This window comes from Streptomyces sp. NPDC020379, from assembly GCF_044387105.1.
Lineage (GTDB): Bacteria > Actinomycetota > Actinomycetes > Streptomycetales > Streptomycetaceae > Streptomyces.
In genome coordinates, this window is record NZ_JBIRVR010000014.1 from 32528 (window position 1) to 45031 (window position 12504).

Genomic DNA, 12504 nt, shown 5'->3' on the forward strand with positions numbered 1-12504 from the left:
GTCAGCGCCGCCCGGCGCCTTCCAGGACCCGGGTGCCGGACTCCTGTGCCTGTCGTCGGAACTCGCCCGGAGGGAGGTCGAACATCTTGCGGAACGCCAGGTGGAAGCCCACGGAGCTCTGGTAGCCCACCAGCTCGGGGATCGTGGCGAGCGGGACCGTGGTCTCGGACAGCAGTGTCGCGGCCTTCTGCATCCGACGCTTCGTCAGGTGCTGGCCGGGCCCCTCGCCCACCAGCTCGCGGAAGGTCTTGGTGAACGCCGACCGGGACATCCCGGCCTGCCGGGAGAGGGAGTCGATCGTCCAGGGCTCCGCGTACTCCCGGTAGATCGCCAGCAGCGCCTTGCTGATGCCGGGGTGGCGCAGCGCGTGCAGCTCCGGGGAGCTCTCCGCCAGCTGCTCCAGCGCGACCCGCAGCGACAGCACGAAGACCATCTCGAAGGCGCGGGTCACGATGAGCTGGCTGCCGGGCTGCCGCCGGGCCGTCTCCGCCGTCAGGCTCTCCAGGGTGCGCATCAGCAGCGGTTCCTTCGCCAGCATGTCGCGCTCCAGGACGATGACGTCGGGGAGGGCCGCGTAGACCGGGGGCTTGCTGACGGCGTCGTAGTGCAGGCTGCCGCAGATCAGCTCGGTCTCCGGGCCGGACGAGCCGATCTCGACGATGCCCGAGGCGCCTGGGCGGCGCTCCGGCAGCACCGTGTCCAGCGAGGGGGCGAGCGGCACGGCGCGGTCCGCGATGGTGTGTCCCGTGCCGTGCGGGAAGACCGCGAGATCGCCTTCGCGCAGGGTGACGGGCGAGGAATCCCCGGGAAAGCTCACACAGCAGTCGTTGCGGAGTATGTAATGGATGATCGCGCAGCTCTCGTCCTGTCCCTGAATCGCCCAGGGCCCGCGGGCAAGCCATCTGCTGTGAAAAACGCTGTGCAGCCGCAGCGGCATCAGCAGGTCGCTCAATGTGTCGTCAACGCGGCTCATGGACGATCCTTAAAAGCAGCAGGATTCTTGATAGTTGAATCCTAACCAGGCCGGGGTCAGGATTCTTCTCAGGGAAGTCACCGAGGCCGGCCGGGGGGCCGGCGGGTGGGGGCGATCGCAGTGTTCGCATTGCGAGTCGCAGGTCACAGGTGAACATCACCACAGGCGTACAACCCTGGGCGGGTTTCACGGAACCGCGCGGGGATCTGCTCTGGCATGTTCGGAACAGTGGGAACGGGGGTTCCGTGGATATTCTGGTAACAGGGGCGGGAATTGGCGGGCTGGCAGCCGCCCTGAGTCTGCAGCACGCGGGATTCGACAGGGTCCGTATTGTCGAGGCGGCACCTGAATTGCGGCCGCTGGGTGCCGGTGTGAATCTGCTGCCCAATGCCGTGCGCGAGCTGGCCGCCCTCGGGCTTTTCGATGAACTCGTCACGGCCGCCGCCCGCACCGATGAAATCCGCTATTACGCCCGCACCGGCGGCTTGATCTGGCGGGACGACCGCAGCGCCGGATCCGGCCATCGCTGGCCCCAGTTGTCACTCCAGCGCGGCCGGCTCCACACGGTGCTGACCGAGGCCGTCCGGGCCCGGCTCGGGGCGGACGCCATCGTCACCGACTCCCGGCTCACCGGCTTCACCGAGCTGCCCGGCGGCAGGCTCCGGACCACCCTCCGCCACGGCCGCGGCGCCTCGTCCTCCACGCTGGACACCGATGTCCTCGTCGGTGCCGACGGCATCCGCTCCGCCGTGCGCGCCACGCTCCACCCGCACGAGGACGGCCCCGCCTGGAACGGCACCACGGTCTGGCGGGGCACGACCCGGATGCCGCCGTTCCTCGGCGGTACCTCGATGCTCGTCACCGGCGACGGCACCCAGAAGGTCGTCGCCTACGCGATGTCACCGGACCTCGACCGCGAGGGCCGCACCCTCGTCAACTGGGCGGCCTCGCGCCCCGCCGACGGCGGAGCGGAGGCGGACCGCAGTGACTGGAACCGGCCGGTGCCGCAGGCGAAGTTCCTGCCGCACTTCCGGGACTGGGATCTCGGATTCCTTGATGTCACGGCTCTCCTCGCCGGCGCTTCCGGTGCATTCGAGTATCCGATGCTCGACCGCGATCCGCTGCCCCGCTGGTCCTTCGGGCACACCACGCTGCTCGGCGACGCGGCACACGCGATGTGCCCGATGGGATCCGGCGGCACGACTCAGGCCGTCATCGACGCCCGGGCCCTCGCCTATTGCCTCGCGACGTCCGGGGGCATCGAGGCCGCGCTCACCGCGTACGAGGAGCACCGCCGCCCCGCAATGACCGAGCTCCAGCTGGCCAATCGCAATATGGGCCCGGAAATCGTCATCGACATGACCTACGACCGGGCGCCCGCCGGATTCCGGCAGGCCACCGATGTGATACCCGCCGCCGAACTGGCGGATGTCGCCCGGCACCACGCCCGAATCGGCGCTTTCGACCCGGCGGCGGCCAGCACCGGCTCGCCCTGGACAGTCTGATCCACCGCACAGCCGGAACACCGGGGAAACCCAGGGCTTCCGGCAGGCACGAAGAACCATCTCAGGAGAACAATGACCCGCGTTGGCCAGGAGTACATCGAGTCCTTGCGCGACGGACGCGAGATATGGCTCGACGGTGAACTCGTCAAGGACGTCACCCGTCACCCGGCATTCCGCAACACGGTCCGCTCGATCGCCGGCCTGTACGACATGACGCACGATCCGGCATTCCGCGACGTCCTCACCGTGCGGCCCGCCGGCACGGACCAGCGGATCCACCGCGCCTACGCCGTCCCGCGCACCCACGAGGATCTGATCGCCCGGCGCAAGGCGTTCAAGACCTGGTCGGAGGCGAGCTACGGTTTCCTCGGCCGCTCTCCCGACTACATGGCCGCCGGCATCGCGGGCTTCGCCGCCCTGCCCGGCGTCTTCGCCGGCGCGGAGTTCGACGGCACCGCCAATCTCGACGCCTACTACCGCAGGATGTCCCAGGGCGACCTCTACCAGTCGTTCACCCTCGCCAACCCGCAGGCCGACCGCACCAAGGCGGCCTCGGAGCAGGAGCGCGACGACCTCTACATCCGGGTCGTCAAGGAGCTCGACGGCGGCATCGTCGTCCGCGGCGCCAAGATGATCGGCACGGCCGCCATCTTCGGCAACGAGATCATCGTCGGCACCATCGAGCCCCTCCCGGCCAAGGACGCCGACTACGCCCTCAGCTTCTCCGTCCCGCTGGACACCCCGGGCCTGAAGTTCATCTCACGCACCTCCTACGAGGCCGCCGCGCGCACGGTCTTCGACAACCCGCTGTCCTCGCGCTTCGACGAGAACGACTCGATGCTCATCTGCGAGGACGTCTTCGTCCCGTGGGAGAACGTGCTGGTCTACCGCGACGTCGAGGCTTCCTTCAAGCAGTGGTGGATCACCCCCGCCTACTGGAACTTCGTCCACCAGGCGGCCACCCGCTTCTGGACCAAGCTGGAGTTCCTCGTCGGCCTGGGCATCCTGATCGCCAAGGCCAACGGCACCTACGAACTGCCTCCCGTCCAGATCCAGATCGGCCGCCTCATGGGCTGGCTCAACATGGCCAAGTCCATGCTGCTCGCCGCCGAGGCGAGCTATGAGGCAGTGCCGGGCGGCGACGGCGCCGTGCAGATCAACAAGGAGATCGCCTCGGCGCACCGCTTCATGGCCGCCGATGTCTACCCCAAGGTCCTCCAGGAGATCAAGACGCTCGCCGGCGGCGGGCTCATCCAGCTCCCGGCCTCCGGTCTGGACCTCCGCCACCCCGTCATCGGCGACCTGGTCGCCAAGTACGTCCGTTCGCCCGGCGCCGGGCCGGAGAAGCGCGTCAAGCTCTTCAAGCTCGCCTGGGACGCTCTGGGCTCCGAGTTCGCCGGACGTCACGAGCAGTACGAGCGCTTCTACCACGGCGCGCCGCACATCTATCTGCCGTCCATGGTCCGCGACGGCAGCCCGGAGCTCTGCGAGCGCCTCGCGCAGTCCTGCCTCGACGGGTACGAACTCGCCGACGAACCCGCAGGGTTCGCGCAGTGACCTCCATGGCACCCCACCGCCGGCTCGCGCTCGCGCTGCTCGCCTGCACCCAGTTCATGCTGATCCTCGACACGGCGATCATCAACGTCGCCGTGCCGTCGATCGGCAGTGAGCTCGGCATCTCGCCCACCGGCCTGTCCTGGGTGGCGAACGCCTATCTGATCACCTTCGGCGGTCTGCTGTTGTTCAGCGGCCGCGCGGCCGACCTGTTCGGCCGCAAGAAGCTGTTCGTCCTGGGCCTCGCCCTCCTCGTGCTCGCCTCGCTGGCCGGTGCCCTCGCGGACGACGCGGCCTGGCTGATCACGGCGCGCGCCGTCCAGGGCATCGGCGCCGCCCTCGCCGCGGCCTCAGCCTTCGCCCTGCTGCTCACCCTCTTCGCCGACGGCCCCGAACGCCACAAGGCGCTGGGCGTCTTCGCGGCGATGGCCGGCGCGGGCGGTGCCGCCGGCACCGTGCTCGGTGGCGTGCTCACCAGCTGGCTCGGCTGGCGGTCGACCTTCGTGCTCAACGTCCTGGCCGGCGTTGTGCTGATCGTCTGCGCCCGGCGGCTGCTGCCCGAGGCCCGGGAGGACGACGCGGGGCGCGGCTTCGACGTCGCCGGAGCGCTCACCGTCACCGGCGGACTGGGGCTCCTCGCCTACGCGCTGGTCAACGCCGGAGAGGAGGGCTGGACCGCGGCGACCACGCTCGTCCCGGCGGCTCTGGCCGCGGTCCTGCTCGTGGCCTTCGTCGTGATCGAGTCGCGGGCCGCGCAGCCGCTGCTTCCGCTGCGGGTCCTCGGGCGGCCCACGCTGCGCCTGGCCAACGTGCTCGGCGGGCTCTCGCAGATGGCGCTGTTCCCGATGTTCTTCCTCGTCAGCCTGTACATGCAGGCGGTGCTCGGGTTCGAACCGGTGGCCGGAGGGCTGGGGCTGCTGCCGCTGTCCTTGGTCGTCGTGATGGTCGCCGGCGCGGCGGACCGGCTCATCGGCCGGTTCGGGCTACGAGCCGTGATGACCGCGGGCTTCACGCTGATCGCGGCCGGACTCGGCTGGCTGTCGATGCTCTCCGCCCAGGGCACCTTCTCCGCCGACGTGCTCGCGCCGAGCGTCGTCCTCGGGGTGGGGCTGCCGCTGGCCGCCGTCACCACCAATGTGGCGGCGACCATGGACGCGGGGGAGGAGGAGGTCGGACTGGCCTCGGGGCTGATCAACACCAGCCAGCAGTTCGGCTCCGTACTCGGGCTCGCGGTGCTCACCGCGGTCGCGTCGGCCCGCACCGGCCCATCCGACGACCCGGTGGCGCTGACGAACGGCTTCCAGGCGGCCTTCCTCGTCGCGGCCGGGATCTCCCTGGCGGGCGCGCTCCTGAGCCTCGCGCTGCGTGCTCCCGGGGCCGCGCGGCCCGCCCCGGCCAGGGCGGACGTGGCCAATGGCTGATTGTTAAGTACGTCCGACCGGCTGCTAATTGAAGCCGTCGGAGCGCAACTGACAGGCTCGAACACATCTGTTCAGTGCATACTTCTGCGAGGAAAACCTCATGACCGACACGCAAGGGCGCCAGTACCTGGTATTCGGTGCCAGCGGATTCCAGGGCGGGGCAGTCGCCCGCCTGCTGGCCGAGCGGGGCCACGCCGTGCGCGGCTTCGCCCGCCGCCAGGTCGAGGCGGAGAAGGCCGTCGACGGCGTCACCATGGTCCAGGGCGACCTGGCCGACGCCGCCGCCGTCCGCGCCGCCTTCGAGGGCGTCACCCACGCCGCCGTGGTCATGCCGCTGGTCTACGACCGTGCGACCGTGGAGACCTACGCGAGGAACATCGCCGAGGCCGCCAAGGCGGCCGGGGTCGAGCGCCTGGTCTACAACGTCAACACCCCGCTGCCGAAGGCGAAGACGCCGTACGCCTCCTTCGAGACGCGCCGCGCCGTCGAGGCTGTCCTCCGCGACAGCGGTGTGCCGCTGGTCGTCGTCCGCCCGCCGGTCTACCTGGACAACCTCTTCAGCCCCTGGAACGGCCCCGCTCTCGTCGACGACGGTGTGCTGGCCTACCCGCTGCCCGCCGACCGGCGTGTGTCCTGGCTGTCCCACACCGACCTCGCCGCGGCCGTGGCCGCCGCCCTCGACGCCGAGGGCCTGGAGGGCGAGACGCTGGAGATAGGCGGCGCCGAGACCGTCACCGGTCCCGAGCTCGCCGCGGCCTTCGCCCGTGCGCTGGGCCGTGAGGTCGGCTACCTCGCCCTGGACCCGGCGGAGTTCGAAGCCGGACTCGGTCAGGTCATCGGCGCCGAGGCCGCCGCGGGTGTCGCGGGCATCTACCGCTGGGCCGCCACCGGCGACGAGCCGGAGCTGTTCGCGGCCGACCCGGAGGCCACCGCACAGAAGCTGGGTGTGCGCCTGACGCCGCTGAGCGAGTGGATCTCCGCGCAGCCCTGGCACATCTGGGCCAAGAAGAACGACTAGCACGACGGACGGGGTGTGCCACGCGGTGACCGTGTGACACACCCCGGACGAAAAGCACCAACGGGGGAGCAAGATGACAGGGCCGGACCACGGACCTGACGCACGAGGGCCCATCGCCGTCATCGGCATGGGATGCGCCTATCCGGGCGCATGGGGGACCGAGGAGTTCTGGGACCTCCTCATCGACGGCCGCGACGCCATCGGTGACATCCCGGAATCCCGCTACGACACCCAGGAGTTCCACGCACCGAGCCCCGGCACACCGGGCCGCACCACCGCCCGCCGCGGCGGCTTCCTCGACGGCCTCGCCGCCGCCGTCGGTCCTGACGCCTTCCCCGCGGCCGAATTCGGGGTGGCTCCGCGCGAGATCGAGGCCATGGACCCGCAGCAGCGGCTGCTCCTGCTGACCGCGCGCGCCGCCCTCCGGGACGCCGGACTCACCACGGAGCGCCTCGCGGGCAGCCGCACCGCCGTCTTCGCCGGCCAGTCGCACGCCGACCACTGGGACAATCTCCGCGACCGCGGCCGGGACACCCTGGACCTCGACACCTTCAGCGGCGCCCACCAGCGCGGCCTGCTGTCCGGCCGCCTCTCGTACGCCTTCGACCTGCGCGGCCCGAGCGTCACCGTCGACACCGCCCAGGCGTCCTCGCTCGTGGCCCTGCACCTGGCCGTGCGCAGCCTGCGCGCCGGAGAGGCCACCACGGCCCTCGCGGGCGGCGTCAGCCTCCTCCTCGGCCCCGCCGCCGACATCATGCTCGCCCAGGCGGGCGCGCTCTCCCCGGACGGGCGCTGCAAGTTCGGCGACGCCACCGCCGACGGCTTCGTCCGTTCCGAGGGTGCCGGGATCGTCGTCCTCAAGCCGCTGGACCGGGCGCTCGCCGACGGGGACCGGGTCCGGGCCGTCATCCTCGGCAGCGCCGTCAGCAACGACGGCCGCGCCAAGGCACGGCTGACCGACCCCTCGCGGGAGGGCCAGGCCGCCGCCATGCGGTGGGCCTACGAGGACGCCGGGATCCTGCCCGGCGAGGTCGCGTACGTCGAGGCCCATGGCACGGGCACCCGGATCGACCCGGTGGAACTCGGGGCGCTCGGCGACGTGCTCGGCGAGGGCCGCCCGGCGGGACACCCCTGTCTCGTCGGCTCGGTCAAGACCAACATCGGCCACGCCGAGGCGGCCGCGGGCGTCGCGGGTGTGATCAAGACCGTGCTCGCGCTCGAACACGGCACCGTGCCGGGCGGCCTGCACTTCGAGACGCCCCACCCCGCCGTGGACTGGGACCGGCTGCCCCTCGTCGTCCCCACCCGGCCACGGCCCCTGCCGCGCCGGAACGGACGCCCGGTGATCGCGGCCGTCAACGGACAGAGCATCTCCTCCACCAACGTCCACCTCGTGCTCGCCCAGGCCCCGCAGGCCCCCGGCACCGCGCACTGACACCGGCCCCGGTTCCCGCCCGGCTCCGACGGCCGCGGCCGGCGCCCACCACCCACAGCATTCCCCGCACCGCCGCGGGCAACGGCATGCCCATTATGGAGAAAAATCATGATTTCTGACCTCTTCATGGACCATGGCAACCCTTTGCAGATCGAAAGAGTCAGGGCCCTGGACCCCCTCGCCGCGGACGCCGCGCTCGCCCGCCTCCCCGAGCTCAACTCCCGCGGCGACGTCCCCACGCTGACGGCCATGCTGCGTGACCTCACCCCCAGCCTCGACGCCGTGGCCCTCTGCTCGACGGACGAGTGCCTGGCCGTGATGCGCGACCTCGGCATGCTGCTCGGCTCGCTCAAGCGCCACGACACCGAACCCGCCGAGGCCGTCCCCGAGGTCGTCCCCGTGCTGCTGGAGCTCGGCCGACGCACCGGCATGATCCCCCGGGACACCGTGCACCACTACACCACCTGGAACCCCACCGGCGAACGCCAGCGCTCGTACACCGGCGATCCACAGGAGTTCTGCCTGCAGGACTCCGTCCGGATGGTCTTCCCGCAGCTGCGCCAGGGCCTCGAACTGTGCGACATGCTCTCCTGGACCGACCCCGCGGAGCAGAAGTTCGCGGCCGTCCTCGACGAACTCACCGATCTGCTGGGCGCGATGGTCGACTCCATCGACATGGTGGTCAAGGAGGTCGGCCCGGCCTTCTTCGCCCGCGTCCTGCGCCCGTACTACGAGAACGTCACCCTCGCGGGCGAGACCTACCTCGGGCCGGCCGCCGCCCAGGTGCCGCTGTGGCTCATCGACCTGTCCGTCTGGGCCTCCGACCACAGCAGGCCCGAGTACCGGGAATTCCTGCGCCACTCCATCCCGTACAGCCTGCCCCGCTGGCGTGAGCTCTACGACTCCTGGCTGCACGCGCCCTCCCTGGTCACGCGTCTCGTGGCGGCGTTCGGCACCGACCCCGCCGTCACCGAGCGGTCCGAGCCTCAACTCCTGGAGAGCGCCGAGGCGCTGCTCCGCCTGCTGCGCGTGATCATGGTTTTCCGTGGCCGGCACCTGGGCATCGCCCGCAAGGCGTACCAGGAGGACCTGCGGCTCTTCCCGGTCGGCAGCGGGGGCGCCAGCGTCGAACTGCTCAAGCAGATCCTCGACCTGACGCGTGACAACGCCAACCTGACCCGCGGCGCCGCGGACGGGAAGAAGGCCGCCTCGTGAAGATCCTGATCGCCGGAGGCGGCATCGGCGGCCTCGCCGCCGCCCTCAGCCTGCACGCCGAGGGCTTCACCGACATCACCGTCGCCGAGACCGTCCAGGAGATCCGTCCCCTGGGTGTCGGCCTCAACATCCTCCCCAACGCCGTCCGCGAACTCGACGAACTGGGCGTCTACGAGGACCTGGCCGCCCTCTCGGTCCGGACGGGCGAGCTGTCGTACTACAACAGGTTCGGCAGCCTCATCTGGAACGAACCCCGCGGCCTCGGCGCGGGCTACAACTGGCCTCAGCTGTCCATCCACCGCGGACGGCTCCAGATGGTGCTGGCCGACGCCGTGCGCAAGCGGCTCGGGCCGGCCTCGATCGTGACGGACACCCGGATCACCGGATTCACGTCGGTGCCCACCGGCCGGCTCCGGGTGTCCGTCACCCACCCCTCCACCGGGAACGCTTCCGACACCGAGGCCGACGTGCTGATCGGCGCCGACGGGATCCACTCCGCGGTGCGGGCCGCGCTCCACCCCGACGAGGGGCCGCCCCGCTGGAACGGACTCGTCGTCTGGCGCGGCGCGACCTGGAGCAAGCCCTTCCTCAACGGCCGGACGATGATCATCGCCGGTGACGACCGCCGCCGCGGCGTCGTCTACCCCATGACCACGGGCACGAGCCCCGACGAGCCCGTCCTGATGAACTGGGCCGTGGCCCGCCGTGCCGACAGCGGCGAGGTTCCCGACCGCGCCGACTGGAACCGCAAGGTCCGCCCGGAGGAGTTCCTCCCGCACTTCGCCGACTGGGACTTCCCCTGGCTGGACATCCCCGGCCTGGTCCGCACGGGCGACGAGGCGTTCGAGTACCCCATGGTGGACCGCGACCCGCTGCCCCACTGGACCTCCGGCCGGGTGACCCTCCTCGGCGACGCGGCCCACGCCATGTACCCCATGGGCTCCAACGGCGCGACCCAGTCGATCGTGGACGCCCGGGTGCTCGCCCGGTGCCTGGCCCGGCACTCCGATCCAGGCGAGGCCCTCGCCGCCTACGAGGAGCGCCGCCGTCCGGCCATGACCCAACTGCAGGCCAGAAACCGACAGATGGGTCCCGAGATCGTCATCAACATCGCCCACGAGCGGGCCCCGGACGGTTTCGCGTCCATCCACGACGTGATGAGCGAGGCCGAACTCGCCGCGATCTCCGCGCAGTACGCCCAGGCCGGTGCCTTCGACACCGACACCGTCAACCGGCGTCCGGATGGCCGGGCCCGAGTGGTGAAGGTCAGCGGATGAGACTCGACATCTACTCCGACATCTCCTGCCCCTGGTGCTACGTGGGCAAGCGGAACGCCGAGCGGGCCGTCGCCGCCTTCGGCGCGGACCGTGTCGAGACCGTGCTCCACCCGTACCAGATCGACGGCGAGCACCCCGAGCACGCCGTGCCGATGCTGGAGTGGCTGGCCGGGAAGTACGGCGTCGCCAAGGCCACGGCGATGAGCGAGGAGGTCACCGAGGCGGGCAAGGCGCTCGGCATCACCTTCCGCAACGCGAGCGGCTACGCGGTCAACACCCTCCAGGCGCACCGGCTGCTGCGGCTCGCCGGGCGCGCCTACGGCCAGGACGCCCGGTCCCGGCTGGAGGAGCTGCTGTTCGCCGCCTACTTCACCGAGAACGGCGACGTCTCCGACCCGGAGCTGCTCGTCGACCGCGCCGTACGCGCGGGGATGGACGGCGAGCGGGCCGCCGCGTACCTCGCCTCCGACGAGGAGCTCGCCGAGGTCCGGGCCGCCGTCGCCCGGTCGCGCGGGCGAGTGCAGGCCGTGCCCGCCTTCGTCTTCGACGACGGCACCACGCTGGTGGGCCCGCGGGACGAGGAGACCATCCTGCGCGCGCTCCAGCGGGCCGCCGACAGCGCGTAACCGACCGGGCGCGCACGCAACACAAGGGGGAATCGGGTTTGAACGACAACGGGAGCGCGGGCGGCAGTCCCGAGCTGCGCAAGGCCCTCAGCGGCCGCCACGTACGCATGATCGGGCTCGGCGGCGCCATCGGCACCGGGCTCTTCCTGGGATCCGGGCTGGCCATTTCCATGGCCGGGCCCTCGGTGATCGTCGCGTACGCGGCCGGGGCGGTCCTGGCGCTCGCCCTCGCCTACGCGCTGGCGGAGATGACCGTGGCGCACCCCGGCGCCGGGGGCTTCGGCGCCATCGCGCACGCCTACCTCGGGCCCTGGGCGGGCTTCGTCCAGCGCTGGATGTACTGGGTGGCCCAAGTGGTCAACATCGGCAGCGAGGTCACCGCCGCGGGCATGTACGTCCGCTTCTGGTGGCCGGAACTCCCGCTGTGGGTGCCCGTCGTGTTCTTCTCCCTCGCCATGCTGCTCGTCAACGCGGCCTCGGTGCGGTTCTTCGGCGAGTTCGAATACTGGTTCGCGATGATCAAGGTCGTCACGATCGTGGTGTTCGTTCTGCTCGGGCTGGCCTGCATCACGGTGGGGCTGCCCGGCCGCGAGCCCGTCGGCCTCGGGGCGTGGACGGAGCACGGCGGGTTCGCGCCCGGCGGCCTCACCGGCCTGTGGCTCGCCATGACCGTGGTGACCTTCGGCTATATGGGCACCGAGGCCGTGGCGCTCACCGCCGCCGAGTCCCGCGACCCGGCGCGCGACATCCCCCGCGCCGCCCGCGGCATGGTGCTCAGGCTCGCCCTGTTCTACCTGCTCGCCATGGCGGTCGTGGTCACCGTCGCGCCGCTCACCGGTGACGGCTCCGCGGCCGGCAGCCCATTCGTGCGGCTGTTCAGCACGGCCGGGATCCCCGGCGCCGTCACCGTGATGAACTTCGTGATCCTCACGGCCGCGCTCTCCGCCATGAACACCAATCTCTATGTGAGCGCCCGGATGGTGTTCTCGCTCGCGCGGGACGGCTACGCGCCCCGCCGCCTCGGCCGCCTCAACTCCCAGGGAGCGCCGGGGAACGCGCTGCTGTTCTCGGCCGTCGGCCTGACCCTGGCCACCGTCCTGTCGGTCACCGCGCCGGGGTCCGCCTTCGCCCTGCTGGTGGGCATCGCGACGTTCGGCGCGCTCGTCACCTGGCTGCTGATCTTCGCCACACAGTGGGCGTTCCACCGCAGCCGCCGCGCCCGGGCACTCGGCCCCTCACCGATCCGGCTGCCCGGCACCCCGGTGACCACGGCCCTCGCCATGGTGATGGTCGTCGCGGTGATGGTGACCATGGCCTTCACCGAACAGTTCGCCGACGCCCTGCTCTTCGGCGTGCCGTTCCTGCTGCTCGTCTCGGCCTCCTACGGCCTCGTACGCCGCAGGCGCCGCGCCGCCGGACCCGAACCGGCCGCCCCGCCCCGGGAACTGAGCCCTTCCCGGTAGGCACACCACCCGCCCTT

10 protein-coding genes are annotated in these 12504 nt (G+C 71.2%); 9 read left to right on the top strand and 1 reads right to left on the bottom strand.

Annotation, left to right across the window (positions count from 1 at the left end; translation table 11 throughout):
• Window position 1 precedes the first annotated feature (1 nt).
• Window positions 2-973 (bottom strand): AraC family transcriptional regulator, encoded by a 972-nt coding sequence (locus ACH427_RS19410; protein WP_398870729.1) that lies wholly within the window; start codon window positions 971-973, stop codon window positions 2-4.
• A gap of 245 nt (window positions 974-1218) precedes the next feature.
• Here ACH427_RS19410 and ACH427_RS19415 point away from each other — a divergent pair, with 245 nt between their 5' ends.
• The 9 genes from ACH427_RS19415 to ACH427_RS19455 all read left to right on the top strand — a co-directional run bounded on the left by ACH427_RS19415 (window position 1219) and on the right by ACH427_RS19455 (window position 12487).
• Window positions 1219-2478: a flavin-dependent oxidoreductase gene (locus ACH427_RS19415; RefSeq protein ID WP_398870730.1), complete on the top strand. Its 1260-nt coding sequence runs from the start codon at window positions 1219-1221 to the stop codon at window positions 2476-2478.
• A gap of 72 nt (window positions 2479-2550) precedes the next feature.
• The gene (locus ACH427_RS19420; protein WP_398870731.1) at window positions 2551-4035 is read left to right on the top strand and encodes a 4-hydroxyphenylacetate 3-hydroxylase family protein; all 1485 of its coding nucleotides are present in this window, start codon (window positions 2551-2553) and stop codon (window positions 4033-4035) included.
• Window positions 4036-4040: 5 nt separating this feature from the next.
• On the top strand, window positions 4041-5453 hold the full coding sequence (locus tag ACH427_RS19425; RefSeq protein WP_398870732.1) for an MFS transporter: 1413 nt from the start codon (window positions 4041-4043) through the stop codon (window positions 5451-5453).
• A gap of 100 nt (window positions 5454-5553) precedes the next feature.
• Window positions 5554-6471 (top strand): SDR family oxidoreductase, encoded by a 918-nt coding sequence (locus ACH427_RS19430; protein WP_398870733.1) that lies wholly within the window; start codon window positions 5554-5556, stop codon window positions 6469-6471.
• 73 nt (window positions 6472-6544) lie between these two features.
• The gene (locus ACH427_RS19435) at window positions 6545-7906 is read left to right on the top strand and encodes a polyketide synthase (RefSeq protein WP_398870734.1); all 1362 of its coding nucleotides are present in this window, start codon (window positions 6545-6547) and stop codon (window positions 7904-7906) included.
• Between the two features lie 108 nt (window positions 7907-8014).
• A complete protein-coding gene (locus ACH427_RS19440) occupies window positions 8015-9121 on the top strand; it encodes a monodechloroaminopyrrolnitrin synthase PrnB family protein (protein ID WP_398870735.1) in 1107 nt (368 codons plus the stop codon).
• Complete coding sequence (locus ACH427_RS19445; RefSeq protein ID WP_398870736.1) at window positions 9118-10398, top strand: flavin-dependent oxidoreductase; 1281 nt, start codon at window positions 9118-9120, stop codon at window positions 10396-10398. Before ACH427_RS19440 ends, ACH427_RS19445 begins: the two co-directional genes overlap by 4 nt.
• Window positions 10395-11024, top strand: coding sequence for a DsbA family protein (locus ACH427_RS19450; RefSeq protein WP_398870737.1), 630 nt, complete (start codon window positions 10395-10397; stop codon window positions 11022-11024). Before ACH427_RS19445 ends, ACH427_RS19450 begins: the two co-directional genes overlap by 4 nt.
• A 38-nt stretch (window positions 11025-11062) precedes the next feature.
• Window positions 11063-12487: an amino acid permease gene (locus tag ACH427_RS19455; RefSeq protein ID WP_398870738.1), complete on the top strand. Its 1425-nt coding sequence runs from the start codon at window positions 11063-11065 to the stop codon at window positions 12485-12487.
• Window positions 12488-12504: the final 17 nt, after the last annotated feature.

Coding starts and splice junctions, on each gene's coding strand:
- ACH427_RS19435 (WP_398870734.1), top strand. CDS start 6,545: ATGACAGGGCCGGACCACGGACCTGACGCACGAGGGCCCATCGCCGTC.
- ACH427_RS19420 (WP_398870731.1), top strand. CDS start 2,551: ATGACCCGCGTTGGCCAGGAGTACATCGAGTCCTTGCGCGACGGACGC.
- ACH427_RS19430 (WP_398870733.1), top strand. CDS start 5,554: ATGACCGACACGCAAGGGCGCCAGTACCTGGTATTCGGTGCCAGCGGA.
- ACH427_RS19450 (WP_398870737.1), top strand. CDS start 10,395: ATGAGACTCGACATCTACTCCGACATCTCCTGCCCCTGGTGCTACGTG.
- ACH427_RS19440 (WP_398870735.1), top strand. CDS start 8,015: ATGATTTCTGACCTCTTCATGGACCATGGCAACCCTTTGCAGATCGAA.
- ACH427_RS19425 (WP_398870732.1), top strand. CDS start 4,041: ATGGCACCCCACCGCCGGCTCGCGCTCGCGCTGCTCGCCTGCACCCAG.
- ACH427_RS19410 (WP_398870729.1), bottom strand. CDS start 973: ATGAGCCGCGTTGACGACACATTGAGCGACCTGCTGATGCCGCTGCGG.